This is a genomic window from Streptomyces sp. 8N706 (genome assembly GCF_052245415.1).
In the GTDB taxonomy this organism is placed as follows: domain Bacteria; phylum Actinomycetota; class Actinomycetes; order Streptomycetales; family Streptomycetaceae; genus Streptomyces.
This window is the reverse complement of sequence record NZ_JBQQBW010000050.1, coordinates 12,598-28,260: the sequence shown is the minus strand read 5'-3', so window position 1 is coordinate 28,260 and position 15,663 is coordinate 12,598. Positions and strand designations below refer to the sequence as shown.

General features: G+C 70.8%; 13 protein-coding genes. 3 read left to right on the top strand and 10 right to left on the bottom strand.

All coding sequences use genetic code 11. From position 1 onward, the window contains the following. The first annotated feature begins 59 nt into the window (after positions 1-59). Together ACTWQE_RS19760 and ACTWQE_RS19755 are read left to right on the top strand one after the other, a co-directional pair. Positions 60-824, top strand: coding sequence for an alpha/beta hydrolase family protein (locus ACTWQE_RS19760; RefSeq protein WP_443330305.1), 765 nt, complete (start codon positions 60-62; stop codon positions 822-824). Between the two features lie 126 nt (positions 825-950). Further along, on the top strand, positions 951-2,387 hold the full coding sequence (locus ACTWQE_RS19755; RefSeq protein ID WP_443330304.1) for an MFS transporter: 1,437 nt from the start codon (positions 951-953) through the stop codon (positions 2,385-2,387). A gap of 362 nt (positions 2,388-2,749) precedes the next feature. Here the strand turns inward: ACTWQE_RS19755 and ACTWQE_RS19750 are convergent, their stop codons facing one another. After that, a complete protein-coding gene (locus ACTWQE_RS19750; protein ID WP_443330303.1) occupies positions 2,750-3,760 on the bottom strand; it encodes a LysR family transcriptional regulator in 1,011 nt (336 codons plus the stop codon). A 62-nt stretch (positions 3,761-3,822) separates the two neighbouring features. Here ACTWQE_RS19750 and ACTWQE_RS19745 point away from each other — a divergent pair, with 62 nt between their 5' ends. Further along, positions 3,823-5,145 (top strand): MFS transporter, encoded by a 1,323-nt coding sequence (locus ACTWQE_RS19745; protein WP_443330302.1) that lies wholly within the window; start codon positions 3,823-3,825, stop codon positions 5,143-5,145. An 85-nt stretch (positions 5,146-5,230) separates the two neighbouring features. Here the strand turns inward: ACTWQE_RS19745 and ACTWQE_RS19740 are convergent, their stop codons facing one another. The 9 genes from ACTWQE_RS19740 to ACTWQE_RS19700 all read right to left on the bottom strand — a co-directional run bounded on the left by ACTWQE_RS19740 (position 5,231) and on the right by ACTWQE_RS19700 (position 15,456). Next, positions 5,231-5,815, bottom strand: a complete 585-nt coding sequence (locus tag ACTWQE_RS19740; protein ID WP_443330301.1) for a Uma2 family endonuclease — start codon at positions 5,813-5,815, stop codon at positions 5,231-5,233. A 94-nt stretch (positions 5,816-5,909) separates the two neighbouring features. Then, entirely contained in the window at positions 5,910-7,187 is a 1,278-nt protein-coding gene (locus tag ACTWQE_RS19735) for a thymidine phosphorylase (protein ID WP_443330300.1), read from the bottom strand. Then, the gene (locus ACTWQE_RS19730; RefSeq protein WP_443330299.1) at positions 7,187-7,621 is read right to left on the bottom strand and encodes a cytidine deaminase; all 435 of its coding nucleotides are present in this window, start codon (positions 7,619-7,621) and stop codon (positions 7,187-7,189) included. The genes ACTWQE_RS19735 and ACTWQE_RS19730 overlap by 1 nt, the downstream gene beginning before the upstream one ends. Further along, positions 7,618-8,901: an ABC transporter permease gene (locus ACTWQE_RS19725; RefSeq protein ID WP_443330298.1), complete on the bottom strand. Its 1,284-nt coding sequence runs from the start codon at positions 8,899-8,901 to the stop codon at positions 7,618-7,620. Before ACTWQE_RS19725 ends, ACTWQE_RS19730 begins: the two co-directional genes overlap by 4 nt. Further along, positions 8,898-10,004: an ABC transporter permease gene (locus ACTWQE_RS19720; protein WP_443330297.1), complete on the bottom strand. Its 1,107-nt coding sequence runs from the start codon at positions 10,002-10,004 to the stop codon at positions 8,898-8,900. The genes ACTWQE_RS19725 and ACTWQE_RS19720 overlap by 4 nt, the downstream gene beginning before the upstream one ends. Further along, a complete protein-coding gene (locus ACTWQE_RS19715; RefSeq protein WP_443330327.1) occupies positions 10,001-11,599 on the bottom strand; it encodes an ABC transporter ATP-binding protein in 1,599 nt (532 codons plus the stop codon). Before ACTWQE_RS19715 ends, ACTWQE_RS19720 begins: the two co-directional genes overlap by 4 nt. A gap of 167 nt (positions 11,600-11,766) precedes the next feature. After that, entirely contained in the window at positions 11,767-12,795 is a 1,029-nt protein-coding gene (locus tag ACTWQE_RS19710; RefSeq protein ID WP_443330296.1) for a BMP family lipoprotein, read from the bottom strand. Positions 12,796-12,928: 133 nt separating this feature from the next. Continuing rightward, the gene (locus ACTWQE_RS19705; RefSeq protein WP_443330326.1) at positions 12,929-14,149 is read right to left on the bottom strand and encodes an amidohydrolase; all 1,221 of its coding nucleotides are present in this window, start codon (positions 14,147-14,149) and stop codon (positions 12,929-12,931) included. Between the two features lie 164 nt (positions 14,150-14,313). After that, positions 14,314-15,456: a hypothetical protein gene (locus ACTWQE_RS19700; protein ID WP_443330325.1), complete on the bottom strand. Its 1,143-nt coding sequence runs from the start codon at positions 15,454-15,456 to the stop codon at positions 14,314-14,316. Positions 15,457-15,663: the final 207 nt, after the last annotated feature.

Sequence of the window (15,663 nt, the reverse complement as noted above, 5' to 3'; positions counted from 1 at the left end):
CGGAACAGTGACCCGCACGCATGGTGGAGTACACCCATCCTTCTGCCATCGTTTCTGGCATGGCTCAGGAAGCAGTGCCGGTGCGGGGTGCCCGGCTGGGGCGGGCGGCGGGAGCGACCGGGGCGGAGGCGACGGTTCACGGCGTGGTGCTGTTACTGCCTCACGGCGAACCGGTGAGCACCCGGCGTCAGTCGCCGGTGGCCGCGGCGGCCGCCCGGCTCCTGGCGCGGCGGCTGGCTCGCGAGGGACGCCCCGAAGGTCTGGTCACCCATGTCGTCCGCTATCGCTACCGCGGGTGGAACGGCTCCGCGTCCCATCCCGTGGAGGACGCCCGCTGGGCGGCGGACGAGGCCGTACGGCGCTATGGCGACGTCCCCGTCTGCCTGGCCGGTACGGGCATGGGGGCGCGCGCCGCGCTGCACGCCGCGGACCACCCGGCCGTCAACTCCGTACTCGCTCTGGCTCCCTGGCTTCCCGAGCAGCGCGGGCGGGCCTGCCCCGATCCGGTGAAGCAGCTCACCGGCCGGCAGGTGCTGCTGGTCCATGGGACGAACGACGAACGGACCGATCCGGAGCTCTCCTACCGGCTGGCGGAGCGGGCGAAGAAGATCAACCGCGATGTGTGCCGCTTCGAAGTGCACACGGACGGCCACGGCCTGAGCCAGCACCGCGCCGAAGTCCTCGCCCTGGCCGCGGACTTCGTTCTCGGCGCCGTCTTCGCCCGGGGGTACTCCCGCCCGGTCAGGGACGCTCTGGCCGCTCCTCCCCCGCTGGGTCTGCGGATGCCCCTGGCGGCGGGCTTCGGCGCGTCACTGCGCCACTGACGGCACCCCGCCCGGGCGCGCGGCGGCGCGCGATGGCGCGTGCCCGCGCGGCGACGTGCCATCGTGCCGCCCAGGACCGAAGGACTAGGGTCCAAGGGACCAACTCACTGACTCCGGGGGGTAGTAGTGACGAGCGACCCGGTCGACCACCGGTCCTCCGCCCGTGCGACTCTGGCGATTTCGTGTACGGCGACCCTGCTTGTCCTTCTCAACTTCACGGCCCTCGTGTCGACGGTGCGCATCATCGGGGCCGAGCTCGGCTCCGGGGCATCGGGACAGACCTGGCTCCTGGGCAGTATCAGTCTCGGCCTCGCGGCAAGCCTGATGGTGGCGGGGACCCTCGCCGACGACTACGGCCGTAAACGCTTGTTCGTGATCGGTGGCGCGGCGCTCACGCTCGCCACGGTGGTGTGCGCCATCGCGCCCACCACGGCGGTGTTCGTCCTCGGCCGAGCCGTCCAGGGGGCGGCGAGCGCCGCCCTCCTGGCGTCCGGTCTCGGCCTCGTGGGCCACGTTTTCGCCCCCGGCCCCGAGCGGGTGCGAGCCACCGGGCTGTGGGGCGCGATGGTGGGCGGCGGCATCGCCGCAGGCCCGGTGTTCTCGGCGCTGCTGATCAAAGTGACCGACTGGCGGATCACCTACTGGATCACCGCCCTCATCGTCGCGCTCGTCACCCTCTGGGGCGTCCTCGCCCTGAAGGAGTCCCGGAACGAGCAGCGACGCCGGTTCGACCTCGCCGGCGTGGTGACGTTCGCCGCCGGCATCTCGCTTCTCGTCGCGGCGTTCACCGAGGGACGAGGCGGCTGGACCCGGCTGCACGTTCTCCTCTTCCTGGGGGTGGCGCTGCTGTTGTTGGCCGGATTCGTGTGGATCGAGCGGCGCGCCACGGACCCGATGCTGGACCTGGCGCTCCTGCGGCGGCCCGCGTTCATCGCGTCGACGGTCGGCGCGCTGATGACCGGCCTGGGAGTCATCGGCTTCATGACCTGGGTTCCGATCGCGGCGCAAGGTGTGCTCGGGTCGAGTCCCCTGCAAAGCGCGGGTCTCATCGGGATCTGGTCGGGGCTGTCCTTCGTGGCCGCTCCTCAGGCCCGACGGCTGACCGGACGCGTCGTGGATCGTCATCAGGTCGCGGCCGGACTGGTCGTGTGCGGTGTCGGTGAGATCGCCCTGACCGGGATCACCGAACATTCCTCGTGGTGGCGGTACGTGCCCGGCCTGGTGCTGGCGGGGCTCGGCAGCGGAGTGGTCAACGCGGCGCTGGCGGGGCTGGCCGTGCGCAGCGTTCCGGCTCACCGCGTGGCGATGGGTTCCGCGGCGAACAACGCGGCCCGTTATCTCGGTTCGTCCGTGGGAGTGGCCCTGGTCGCGGCCGTCCTGGCGTTCGCTCCTCGCGGCGGAGGGGCGGCCCACGAACTCGGCATCGGGATGAGCCACGCCGCGGCCATTTCCGGGGTTCTGGCGTTGGTCGGCGCGGTCCTTGTCGCTCTGTGCCGGGAGCACACGGACCGGGAAGAGTCCGCCGGGGACCGGGGCAGCCGGGATCTGGAGAAGTCCGTCTGAGTCCGCGCTCTCCGGCCCGGCTCCGGGCTCACTTGCCGACCCGGTGGTCCGGCGCAAGGGCTCCTGGGGACATCCGACGGGCGTCAGCACGTTCCCCACGGTTTTCAGGCACAGATGCACGCTGATCCTGGAGAGGCGGGCCGAGACCGAGGCAGCTCTCGACGGCGGTGCTTGGTCGTTGGCGTACGGCGTCAGCGCGGTGGTGGCGACCGTCCACGGACGGATTCGGGCAGGGGCGCGGCCGAACGCCGGGGCCGTCTTCCGGTTCCCGGCCGGAGGACGGCCCGTCAATACAGGCCCGGTGCCCCCAACTTTCCTCGCAGGCGCCGTGGCACATCTCTCGCTTCTGGGCGTAACGGCCCTCAGCGGGGCAGGAGTTGGCCGCGCCGGGAGAGGAGGAAGCGTTTGAAAGCCGTCACCGGGAGGGTGTCGCGGTGGCCGTCGAGCCAGGCGACCCCGATCTCGCGTACCGCCCGCGGCGCCGTGACGGTGAGCTCCGCGACACCCGGCCTCGGCACCGCCGGGGGCGGGAGGAGGGCCACGCCGAGCCCTGCCGCGACCAGCCCGCGCAGGGTCTCCGCCTCCTCCCCCTCGAAGGCGATCCGCGGGGTGAAACCCGCCTCCGCACACAGGGCGTCGGTGATCCGGCGCAGCCCGTATCCCGGTTCCAGGGTCACGAAGAACTCGTCCGCCGCCTCCGCGAGACGTATCCGCCGGCGGGAGGCGAGCCGGTGGTCGTCGGGGACGACGAGCCGTAGCTTCTGCTCGTCCAGCCGGCGCGCCACGAGGTCGGGGGCGTCGGGCACCGGCGAGGTCAGACACAGATCGAGGTCGCCCGCGCGCAGCCGCTCGATCATCGCCTCGCCGTAGTTCTGGACGAGTTGGAAGCGGATGCGCGGGTGGTCGGCGCGGAACGTACGGATCAGGCCGGGCACGGTCTCGGAGCCCAGGGTGTGCAGAAACCCGAACGCGACCTTGCCCGCGGCCGGGTCGGCGTCGGCGCGGACGGATTCCGCGGCGCGCTCGACCTCGGCGAGGGCCCGTTCGACCGAGCCGAGGAAGGCGCGGCCGGCCGGGGTCAGCGAGAGCGTACGGCCATGGCGGGCGAACAGGGCCACACCGAGGTCCTGCTCGAGCCGGACCAGCCCCCGGCTGAGCGTCGACTGCGGTACGGCGAGCTGGTGGGCGGCGCGTGTCACATGTTCGTGCCGGGCCACCCCCACGAACTGGGCGAGTCGCGGCGCGAGCAGCACGGACCATGAACCGGCACCCAGCTCGGCGGTTCCCTCGCCGATCACCGGACCTGTTGCGGGGATGTCTTCTTCGTTGCTGTTCAGTGACGTACGCGGTCGTGAGCTGCGGTCATGCGCCATGGGAACGATTATGCCAACTTCATGCATTGGACGCATGAAACCGGGGTCCCTACGTTGGATGCATGCCCTCCGCTGATACCGGGGCGTCCACCATCCACGTGGGCGCCTCCACCGTGCCATCCCGTACCGACGATCCCGACGCCACCAAGCTGCGTCCGGGCGGCCCCGGTTACCGCCGGATGAGCTTCGCCCTCTTCGGGGCCGGAGTCGCCACCTTCGTACTCCTCTACTCCACGCAGGCGCTGCTGCCGGCCATCTCCGCCGACTTCGGCGTGACACCGGGCGCCGCGAGCTGGACGGTGTCCGCCGCCACGGGCGGTCTGGCCCTGGCCGTCCTCCCGCTCAGCGCGCTCTCCGAGCGATGCGGCCGCCGCGCCATGATGACGGCCTCGCTGGCGGTCGCGGCGATCGTGTCGCTCGTGGTGCCCTTCGCCCCCGACCTCGGCACGCTGATCGCGCTGCGCGCCGTCCAGGGCGTGGCGCTGGCCGGTGTCCCGGCGTCCGCGATGGCCTTCCTCGCGGAAGAGGTCCGGGCGAAGGCGCTGGTCGGCGCGGTCGGGCTGTTCGTGGCCGGCAACAGCATCGGCGGTATGTCCGGGCGGGTCGTCACCGGCTGGGTCTCCCAGGCGTGGGGCTGGCGGGCCGGACTGGCCTCGGCCGGTGTGCTCGCCGTGCTGTGCGCGCTCGCCTTCCGGCTGCTCCTGCCGAAGGCCCGGCACTTCGCACCGGCCTCGGTGAGCCCGAGGACGCTGGCCCGTACGGTCGGCGGGCACCTGTCCGACCCGCTGCTGCGCCGGCTGTACGCGATCGGCGCACTCTTCATGACCGTCTTCGGAGCGGTGTACACGGTGATCGGCTACCGCCTGGTGGGAGAGCCGTTCGGCCTCCCGCAGGGTGTGGTCGGCTCGATCTTCCTCGTCTACCTGGTCGGCACCGTCTCCTCGGCGGCCGCCGGACGGCTGGTCGCCCGGCTGGGCCGGCGCGGCGCGCTCTACGCCGCCGTGAGCACCACCGCGGCCGGTCTGCTGCTGAGCCTCAGCAGCTCGCTGACCGCCGTCCTGCTCGGGCTCGTCCTGATCACCGCGGGCTTCTTCGCGGGCCACGCGGTGGCGTCCTCCTCGGTCAGCCGCGCGGCGACGACGGGGCGCGCGCAGGCGTCCGCGCTGTACCAGACGGCGTACTACCTGGGCAGCAGCGTGGGCGGTGCGCTGGGCGCCGTCGCGTTCCACGCGGCGGGCTGGCCCGGCACGGTCGTCCTCGGCCTGGTGGCCGTGGTGACCGCCGCCGGGATCACGCTGTACGCCACGCGCAAGGCTCTGGCGGAGCGCCGCGCCCGCGCCGCCCACCCGGCGGGCACCACCCGCGCGGTGATGGCACGCCCGTAACGCACCGGCCGGTCGCACCAGCACCCACAAGGGCCGCCCACCGAATCCGGCGGGCGGCCCTCGGCGTCCAACGGGCGGGGCGGGGTCACCAGGCGGGGAAAACGCCCGTGTCGATGGTCAGGTCGAACGGGCCGGGCAGGTCGATGGCGTCGCCGAACTTCCCTGCCTGCAGCACCCGGTAGACATCCTGCTTCGGCTCCCCGTAGAGCGTCACGGTCGGCCCCCCCGGTGCCCAGCCGTCAACGAGCAGGTAGAGCGGCACACCGGCCTGCGCATAGCCCGCCGGCTTACTGATGCGGTCGTGCCGGGCGTTCGACTTGGACGTGATCTCGACAATGAGCTCCGCCGCGGCGGCCGGGATGTAGTGGCCCGGCTCGTCCAGCGCCACTTCCGGCGCCACGATCAGGTCCGGAACGTAAAGGCCGCTGCGCGAGGGAACCGAAACCCCGAGTGTCTGGTAGATGTTCCAGTCCTCGGGAATCACGGTGTACAGCCGTCGCTGGATCCTGGCGGCGATGCTGTTGTGGTCGTTGGCGGGCGGCGGTGACACGGTGATGATCCCCTCGACGATCTCCACCTTGCAGCCCTCGGGCCAGTCCATCTCCTCCCAGCGATGGACCAGGTCGTCCCAGCCGTTGTCCGGCTCGTGGTCGACGGTGAGTGCGCTCATGGCGGTCTCCTATCGGTGCGTCACCGATCCCAGCATGCCGAACGGGACCGGTGGGGGTCCACCGGTCCCGTTCACCCGTAGGGGGATTCGAAGGTCAGGCTATGCGCTCCAGCACCACCGGGGTTGCTTCGTACGCCGTGCCCGGGGGCGCGAGGGCGATGGCGCCCGCGAGGGAGTCGAGGGCGTAGTCGAACTTCTCCGGCGTGTCGGTGTGGAGGGTCAGCAGCGGCTGGCCCGCCGTGACCTCCGCGCCCGGCTTGGCGTGGATCTCCACACCCGCCCCGGCCTGCACCGCGTCCTCCTTGCGGGCCCGGCCCGCGCCGAGGCGCCAGGCCGCGACACCGACCCCGTACGCGTCGAGGCCGGTGAGGACACCGCTCGACTCCGCGGTCACCACATGGCGCTCCCGGGCCACGGGCAGCGGCGCGTCCGGATCGCCGCCCTGGGCCGCGATCATGCGGCGCCAGTGGTCCATGGCGGAGCCGTCCGCGAGGGCCTTCGCCGGATCGGCGTCCTTCAGGCCGGCCGCGTCGAGCATCTCGCGGGCGAGCGCCAGCGTGAGCTCGACGACATCGGCCGGGCCGCCGCCCGCCAGCACCTCCACCGACTCACGGACCTCCAGCGCGTTCCCCGCCGTCAGGCCGAGCGGGGTGGACATATCGGTGAGGAGCGCCACCGTCTTCACCCCGTGGTCGGCGCCCAGGCCCACCATCGTGGACGCGAGCTCCCGTGCGTCGTCCCGGTTCTTCATGAAGGCGCCGGTGCCGACCTTCACGTCCAGGACCAGCGAGCCGGTCCCCTCCGCGATCTTCTTCGACATGATGGAGGAGGCGATCAGCGGAATCGCCTCGACCGTGCCGGTGACATCGCGCAGCGCGTAGAGCTTCCTGTCCGCCGGCGCCAGCCCGTCGCCCGCCGCGCAGATGACCGCTCCGACATCGCTGAGCACCCGGAGCATCTCGTCGTTGGAGAGCAGCGCCCGCCAGCCGGGGACGGACTCCAGTTTGTCGAGCGTGCCGCCGGTGTGACCGAGGCCGCGGCCGGACAGCTGCGGCACTGCTCCGCCGCAGGCGGCGACCAGCGGGGCGAGGGGCAGCGTGATCTTGTCGCCCACGCCGCCGGTCGAGTGCTTGTCGGCCGTCGGGCGTGACAGGGAGGAGAAGTCCATCCGCTCGCCGCTGGCGATCATCGCGGCGGTCCAGCGGGCGATCTCGGCCCGGTCCATGCCGTTGAGCAGGATCGCCATGGCGAGCGCGGACATCTGCTCGTCGGCGACCTCACCACGGGTGTACGCGTCGATGACCCAGTCGATCTGGGTGTCGGTGAGACGGCCCCGGTCGCGCTTGGTACGGATGACGGTGATGGCGTCCATCAGGGTGTCCTTCCATGGCGGTCGGGTCGGTCGGGCCGGTGAATGACCAGGTCGGACGGGCCGAACGCATCCGGCAGGAGATCACTGAGCGGGCGGATGCCGGTCTCCGTGTCGACGAGCATCGTGGCCCCGCCGTGCTCCCACAGCAGCTGGCGGCAGCGGCCGCAGGGCATGAGCACCGCGCTGTCCGGGCCGCAGCAGGAGAAGGCGGTGAGCCGCCCGCCACCGGTGGCGATCAGCTCCGAGATCAGCCCGCACTCGGCGCACAGCCCGACACCGTAGGAGGCGTTCTCGACATTGCAGCCGGACACCATACGGCCGTCGTCGACATACGCGGCGGCGCCCACGGTGAAGCCGGAGTACGGGGCGTAGGCCCGGGACATGGCGTCCCGGGCCTGGCGTCGCAGGGCCTCCCAGTCGGGGGAGTCGGTCACTTGCCCTGTCCCTTCCGATAGGGGCGGCCGATCGCTTTCGGGACCCGTAGGCGCTGTGCGGACACCGACAGCACCAGCAGCGTGGCGACGTACGGAGTGGCGTCGACGACCTCGACCGGGACGGTGTCGGTGAACGCGTACCAGACGAAGAGGAGAACGGCGATCACACCACTGCTGATGGCCTGCTTCAGCCGCCCGCTGCGCATCCCCCACAGCGCGAGCGCGACCAGCAGGACCGCGAGTAGCAGCAGCAGGGCGTGCACGGTCTGGCCGCCGCCGCGCAGCTGGAGGCTGTCGGTGAAGCCGAACAGGCCCGCGCCCATGGCGACTCCGCCCGGACGCCAGTTGCCGAAGATCATCGTGGCGAGACCGATGTAGCCGCGACCGCCGGTCTGGCCGTCCTGGTAGAAGTGCGTGCCGATGGCGATGAAGGCACCGCCGAGGCCGGCGAGGGCGCCGGAGACGAGCACGGCCGCGTACTTGTACGTGTAGACGTTGACGCCGAGCGACTCGGCCGCCACGGGGCTCTCGCCGCAGGACCGCAGGCGCAGCCCGAAGGACGAGCGCCACAGGGCGAAGAACGTTCCGACGAACAGGCCGACGGCGAGCAGGGTCAGCCAGGAGACATCGGTGACCAGGCCGCGTACGACGCCCGCGGTGTCGGAGACGAGGAACCAGTTGTGCTGCTCGATGTCCCCGAGCCAGCCCGACAGACCCGGGATGGAGAACGTCGAGAGGTTGTCCATGGGCGGCGACTGCTTGTCGTTGCCGCCTGCCGCGGCGGCCTCGCTGCCCTCCGCGCCGAACCACAGCTTGGCCAGGTACTGGGTGAAGCCCAGCGCCAGGATGTTGACCGCCACACCGGAGATGATGTGGTCGACGCCGAAGGTGACCGTGGCGACGGCGTGGATGAGTCCGCCGAGCAGACCGAAGCCGACGCCGGCGAGGACCGCCCACCACGGTCCGTACTGCCAGCCGATCCAGCCCGCGCCGAAGGAGCCGAGCATCATCATGCCTTCGAGGCCGATGTTGATGATGCCCGCACGCTCCGACCACAGACCGCCGAGGCCGGCGAGGCCGATCGGCACCGCGGCGCCGAGGGCTCCGCTGTACTGGCCGGAGGAGGTGAGGTCCTCCGCGCCGGTGACGGCCCGGAGCGCGGAGAGCGCGATCAGTGCACCGGCGATGATCAGAAGCACCACCGGATAGGAGAGCTTGGGGCGTCCGCCGCTCTTCTTGCCCGGCTGCCGTGCCGGCGCCGTGGCCGTGGTCGCGCTCATGCCGACACCTCCGCCTCATCGGTCCTACGGGCCTGGGCGGCGAGTTCGGCGCCCACCTTGCGCTGCTGTCTCTTGAGCCCGTACCGCCGTACGAGCTCGTAGGCGATGACGACGCACAGGACGATGACGCCCTGGATCACGCCGACGATCTCCTGGGCGTACCCCTCGAACTCGAGCTGGCTTCCGGTGCGCTCCAGGAAGCCCCAGAGCAGCGCGCCGAGCGCCATGCCGACGGGGTGGTTGCGGCCCAGCAGCGCGATGGCGATGCCCGTGAAGCCGATACCGACCGGGAAGTCCGTGCCGTAGTTGTACGAGACGCCCAGCAGTGTGGGCATTCCGACGAGCCCGGCGGCGGCGCCGGAGAGCAGCATGCTGACGACCACCATGCGTTTGACGCTCACACCGCTGGCCTCGGCGGCGGACTCGGACCGTCCGACGGTGCGCAGATCGAAGCCGAAGCGGGTGCGGTTCAGCAGGAACCAGTACACGGCACCGGCGAGCGCCGCGACGACGATGAAGCCCTCGACCGGCTTGGGGGTGGTCGGGAAGGTGAAGAAGTGGCTCGACTCCGGGATGAAGGGGGTGTGGATGATGTTCCCCTCCTTCACCGCGAGCCGTCCGTCCGCCAGGAAGTAGCCGATGATCGACGCCGCGATGGCGTTCAGCATGATCGTGCTGATGACCTCGCTGACGCCCCGGGTCGTCTTCAACACACCCGCGATGCCCGCCCAGACCGCGCCCACCAGCATCGCGACGATGATGATCAGCGGGATCTGGAGGACGCCGGGCAGGGTGAGCGCGCCGCCGAGGACCGCGGCGAAGAAGGCCGCGATGCGGTACTGGCCGTCGACGCCGATGTTGAAGAGGTTCATCCGGAAGCCGATGGCCACCGCGAGCGCGGACAGGTAGTACGGGACCGCCTTGTTGATGATCCAGACCTGGCTGTCGCTCTTCGAGCCGTAGTCGACCATGACCGAGAAGGCACGGAAGGGGTCGTCACCGGCGGCGACGATCACCAGTGAGGTGACGATCAGTGCCGCGACGATGGCGAGGAGGGGGGCGGCGATCCCGAGGATCAGCCGGTCCTTGTCGAACTTGATCATCGGTTCTCGCCTCCCTCGTCCTCCGGGTGGTCCTCGTGGTGTTCGAGGTGGCCGCGGGCGGCGCCGGTCATGGCCGAACCCAACTCCTCCGGGGTGATGGTGGCGGGATCGGCGTCCGCGACCAGCCGGCCGCGGTACATCACCCGCAGGGTGTCGGAGAGCCCGATGAGCTCGTCGAGGTCGGCGGAGATCAGCAGCACCGCCAGTCCCTCGTGGCGCGCCTCGCGGATCTGGTCCCAGATCTGCGCCTGTGCGCCGACGTCGACACCGCGCGTGGGATGCGCGGCGATCAGCAGCTTCGGCGTGTGGCTCATCTCGCGGCCGACGATCAGCTTCTGCTGGTTGCCGCCGGACAGGGAGGCCGCGGTGACCTCGATGCCCGGAGTGCGGACGTCGTAGTCGGCGACGATCCGTTCGGTGTCGGCACGGGCGGCCTTGATGTCGATCAGCGTGCCCTTGCTGTTGGGCCGCTCGGTGACATGGCCGAGAATGCGGTTCTCCCACAGCGGCGCTTCGAGCAGAAGGCCGTGACGGTGGCGGTCCTCGGGGATGTAGCCGATGCCGTCCTCGCGGCGGCGGCGGGTGGGCGCGTACGAGATGTCGGTCCCGTCGAGGGTGATGACACCGCCGTCGGGCCGGCGCATGCCCATGATCGCCTCGACCAGTTCTGCCTGGCCGTTGCCCTCCACGCCGGCGATGCCCAGGACCTCGCCCTTGTGGATGGTGAAGGTGATGCCGTCGAGCACCGCGCGGACCACACCGTCGGGGTCGGTCGCCGACAGATGCAGGGTGTCGACATCGAGCATCGGGACGTCGGTGACCGTGGACTCGCGGGTCTCCGGCGACGGCAGCTCGGTGCCGACCATCAGCTCGGCGAGCTGCTTGGGGGTCACCTCGGACGGGTGGACGGAGGCCACGGTCGTACCGCGGCGGATGACGGTGATGTCGTCGGCGACCGACAGGACCTCGCCCAGCTTGTGCGAGATGAAGATGACGGTGAGGCCCTCGGCCTTGAGCTCCCGGAGGTTGTCGAAGAGCGCGTCGACCTCCTGCGGGACGAGGACGGCGGTCGGCTCGTCGAGGATGAGCGTACGGGCGCCGCGGTAGAGGACCTTGAGGATCTCCACCCGCTGGCGGTCGGCGACGCCCAGATCCTCCATGAGGACGTCGGGGCGCGCGTTCAGCCCGTACGCGTCGGAGATCTCCTCGACCTTCGCCCGGGCCCTCGCCCCGATGCCGTGCAGCTTCTCGGCGCCCAGGACGATGTTCTCCAGGACCGTGAGGTTGTCGGCGAGCATGAAGTGCTGGTGGACCATGCCGATACCGCGTGCGATGGCATCAGCGGGGCTGTGGAAGGTCGCCTTCTCGCCATCGACGGTGATCGTGCCCTCGTCCGGTTTCTGCATGCCGTAGAGGATCTTCATCAGGGTCGACTTGCCCGCACCGTTCTCCCCGACCAGCGCGTGGACGGTGCCGCGCCGGACGGTGATGTCGATGTCGTGGTTGGCGACGACTCCGGGAAACCGCTTGGTGATCCCGTGGAGTTCTACGGCAGTGGTGCTGTCTGCCGGGGGGCTGCTGCTGGACGCTTTGATGGCGCACTCTCCTCGGGGAAGGGAGCGGTGTGGGAGGGCGGGAAGGCGAGGCTATCGCGAAGGCTACGCCACGCTACGCGCGTAGTATCGCGACGAGGGCGCGGGCTCGGCGGAGAGACTGGCTCCCTCCGCCGAGCCCGCGGGGGTCGGTCAGCGCCGACCGCAGGTCAGGGGGTGTCCTTGACCTTGATCTCGCCATCCGCGATCTTCTTCTTCACGGCGTCGATCTGGGGCTTGAGGTCATCGATGAAGCCGCCGGAGGTGGCGAGGCTGACACCGTTCTGCTTGAGGGTGTAGGCGTGGGTGCCGGTCAGCGGCTTGCCGTCCTCGACGCTCTTGACCACGTCGTAGACCGCCACATCGACGTTCTTGACAACGGACGTCAGAATCGCGTTCTTGTACTTCGCCAGGCCCGGCTGCTGGTACTGGTCGGAGTCGACTCCGATCGCCCACGTGCCCTTCTTGCCGGCCACCGCCTCGATCGAGCCCGCGCCGGACTGGCCGGCCGCGGTGTAGATCACGTCGATGTTCCGGTCGAGCATGCCCTTGGCCTTCTCCTTCGCGGCGGCAGGGTCATTGAAGCCCTTGTCGTTGTTCGCGTAGAGGTACTCGGAGGAGACCTGGATGTTCTTCTTGGTGTCCTTGGCGCCCTGCTCGAAGCCCGCCTGGAACTTCTGGATCAGCGCGTTGTTCACACCGCCGATGAAACCGACCTTGCCCGTCTTCGACTTCAGGGCCGCCGCGACACCGGCGAGGTAGGAGCCCTCGTGCTCGGAGAAGACGACGCTGTCGACGTTCTTGCCCGGGGAGACGGAGTCGACGACCGCGAAGGTGGTCTTCGGGAAGTCCTTGGCGACCTTGGTGATGGACTTGCCGTAGGTGAAACCGACACCGATGACCGGGTTGTAGCCCGCCTCGGCGAGGGAGGTCAGCCGCTGCTCCCGGTCGGCCTCGGTCTCGTTGTTCTTCGCGGTGAGCATCTTGGCCCCGACGCCCAGGTCCTTCTCGGCCTTGTCGACACCGCGCGCGGCGGACTCGTTGAACGAGTGATCGTCACGGCCGCCGACATCGAAGGCGAGACCGACACCCTTGTTCTGGCCGCCCGACTCGGTGGAGGACTCCCCACAGGCGGTGGCGGTGAATGCGAGGGCCGCGGTGGCGACGCCCGCTGCTGCGATCTTGGTTACCCGGCGCAAGAGGACTTCCCCTTCGGCTGAAAGCGCCTCTTCCGGCGCTGGTTTCGCCGCATCGTAACGCGCGTAGATGCCCGGTTGAACCCTCTCCTGTGGCCGTTATCGGATCGACGCGAATCAGTGTTGACCAGGTCGCCTACGGTCGGTGGCGGTCAAGCAACGCAGCGGCGGTGAAGAGCTCCACACCCACCTGGATCGCGCCTTCGTCCACATCGAAATCACCGCAGTGCAGGTCCCTCCGGGTGGTGTCCCCGACCGGGCGGACACCGAGGCGGGCCATGGCTCCGGGCACCCGCTCCAGATACCAGGAGAAGTCCTCGCCGCCCAGGCTCTGCTCCGTGTCCTCGACGGCATACGGCCCGCGCCGTACGGCCATGGCATCGCGCAGGAGCTCGGTCGAGCCGGCTTCGTTGACGACCGGCGGGACACCGCGGATGTAGTTGATCTGCGACTTCGCGCGGTGCAGCGTCGCGACCTCGTCGATCGCCGCGTGGACGACGTCGGGTGCGGCACGCCAGGCTGCGAGGTCCAGGCAGCGAACGGTGCCCGAGAGCTCCGCGTGCTGCGGGATGACATTGCAGGCGTGCCCGGCCTCGATCCGACCCCAGGTCACGGCGAGGCCGGAGCGGGCGTCGATCCGCCGGGCCACCAGCGCGGGTACCTCGGTGGCCACCTTGGCCGCCGCCGTCACCAGGTCGGTGGTGAGGTGGGGGCGCGCGGTGTGGCCGCCCGGCCCGTCCAGTGCCACCTCGAGCCGGTCGCAGGCGGAGGTGATCGGTCCGGGCCGCACACCGATCCGGCCGACCTCGACCTTGGGGTCGCAGTGCACCCCGATGATCCGGCCGACGCCGTCCAGGACCCCGGAGTCGATGGCGTCCGCCGCGCCGCCGGGCAGCACCTCCTCGGCCGGCTGGAAGACCAGCCGTACGGGATACGGCAGCCTGCCCGCCCGCGCCAGCTCCGCGAGGACCAGCCCCGCGCCCAGGACGACGGTGGTGTGCACATCGTGGCCACAGGCGTGCGCGCGGTCGGGCACCGTGGAGCGGTAGGGCACCGTCTTGGTGTCCGGGATGGGCAGTCCGTCGATGTCCGCCCGGAGCGCCAGCATGGGGCGTGCCCCGTCCCAGCCGCCGATGTCACACATGAGCCCCGTGCCGACCGAGAGGACGCGGGGCTTCAGACCGGCTCTCTCCAGGCGCGCCTTGATCGCCGCGGTCGTCCGGAACTCCTGGTTCCCGAGCTCCGGGTGCATATGCAGATCCCGCCGGAAGGCGATGAGCTCCGCGCGCAGCGCGTCCGGCAGCACCCCCGGCAGGTCGGAGTCTGCGGGCAGGTCGGCATCGGTGTCGGCGGACATCAGTTGGTTCACCCTTTGAAGGGTACGTCCGCCCCGTGGGCAACTGTCCCTCGATCAACAAAAGTTCAGCCCGATAGACGAAGGAAAGGCGCCGCGGGCCGCTTGAGCGGACCCGCGGGCGGGTATCACTTCAGGCTCTCCCCATGACCGTCACCGGGCCCGTCTCAGGGCGCGGGGGCGGGTACCGACTGCAGTCGCTGCACGTCACGGGCGGTTCCGGTGACCCCGGAGAGGAACCCCTGAGCCCGCGGTGAGGCGCTGTCCGTGAGCCAGGCGGGGTCGATGTCGAAGACGGCCACCTTCACCTCGGTTCCGGCGAGCGCGAGCGGCAGGGTGTGCACCACGGTCGACGGGAAGCTCAGAATCGTACGGCCGATGGGCCCTCGGCGAGCGATCAGCTCGAGCGGCAGATCGGGCCGTACGATCTCCAGCCCCGCCTCCTCGGAGAGCCGCTTCAGCTTCTCCGCGCTCTCCCGGCGGTGTGCGAAGTAGCGGGTGGCCCCGTGGGCGCGGGCCAGGGAGCCGACCGCGTCGATATAGCGGTCGAGGTCGACGACGCCGGTCTCGGCGAGCGAGGTCCCGACCAGGTCCGAGCCCCGGGTGAGCTGGGGCGGGCCGAACCGGGACCGGGTCCAGGAGAAGTCGTTGGCGGTCACGGTGACACCGGCCGGCGGCTCGACCGGCATCGAGCTGAACACCTCGACCCGGCAGCCCTCACGGGGGGTGAGCCGACGGCGCGCGACGGCGGCCACCGGCGCGAAGACGGCGTCGCGCGGCCCACGTCCGCGCCCGGTCCGGTGCCAGCGCACCAGGCGTTCACCACGGGCCAGCTGGGAGACGAACTCCATGGTCGCGGTGCCGTCGTCCACGACGACCAGGTCCTTCGCGCGGACGAGGGTGAGCAGCAGCTGCACATACCGGGAGAAGGGGTCACCAATGACGATCCGCCGTGCCCGGCGCAGGGCGGGTGCCAGCGCGCCGATCGTCTGGAAGGGAGCCCCGGCTCCGCCCCGGGCGTCCTCCCAGCGCACGGCCAGGCCTTCGTCCCGGGCGAGCTCCGCCATCCGGCGCAGCTGGCCTCGGGTCATCGGGTCGTTGGGTGACAGGACGACCACGGTGACGCCGACGGTGGCCGCGGGCGCGGTCCGTGACGCGGTGCCGTGGGGCCGCGCCTGGTCCGGGAGAACCGGTTCCTCGGTACGGGCGGTGCGTGCGCCCTGATCGTGGCCGTCCGTCGTACGAGCCGCCTCCGTCCGTGAGGCGGCCGAGGCGTCCGGCTGGAGCGGCCAGGAACCGGATGGCGTCAGGAGGTCCGTGCCCGTCGGGGCAGCGGCCGCTGCCTCCGTGGGCGAGGGCCGTTCCGCGCTCTGCCGGGCTGCTGCGCCTCCCGCCGAGGGCGGCACGGACGCCTCCGCCATGGAGGCCTCGTCCATGGATTCCTCGGCCATGGACGCCTCCGGGAAGGGCGCCTCCACGTGCCCGGTGTCCGGGCCGTTCTCCGGGGCCGCGGCAGG

Coding starts and splice junctions, on each gene's coding strand:
- ACTWQE_RS19740 (WP_443330301.1), bottom strand. CDS start 5,815: ATGAGCGCACTCACCGTCGACCACGAGCCGGACAACGGCTGGGACGAC.
- ACTWQE_RS19705 (WP_443330326.1), bottom strand. CDS start 14,149: ATGTCCGCCGACACCGATGCCGACCTGCCCGCAGACTCCGACCTGCCG.
- ACTWQE_RS19720 (WP_443330297.1), bottom strand. CDS start 10,004: ATGATCAAGTTCGACAAGGACCGGCTGATCCTCGGGATCGCCGCCCCC.
- ACTWQE_RS19750 (WP_443330303.1), bottom strand. CDS start 3,760: ATGGCGCATGACCGCAGCTCACGACCGCGTACGTCACTGAACAGCAAC.
- ACTWQE_RS19760 (WP_443330305.1), top strand. CDS start 60: ATGGCTCAGGAAGCAGTGCCGGTGCGGGGTGCCCGGCTGGGGCGGGCG.
- ACTWQE_RS19725 (WP_443330298.1), bottom strand. CDS start 8,901: ATGAGCGCGACCACGGCCACGGCGCCGGCACGGCAGCCGGGCAAGAAG.
- ACTWQE_RS19735 (WP_443330300.1), bottom strand. CDS start 7,187: ATGGACGCCATCACCGTCATCCGTACCAAGCGCGACCGGGGCCGTCTC.
- ACTWQE_RS19745 (WP_443330302.1), top strand. CDS start 3,823: ATGCCCTCCGCTGATACCGGGGCGTCCACCATCCACGTGGGCGCCTCC.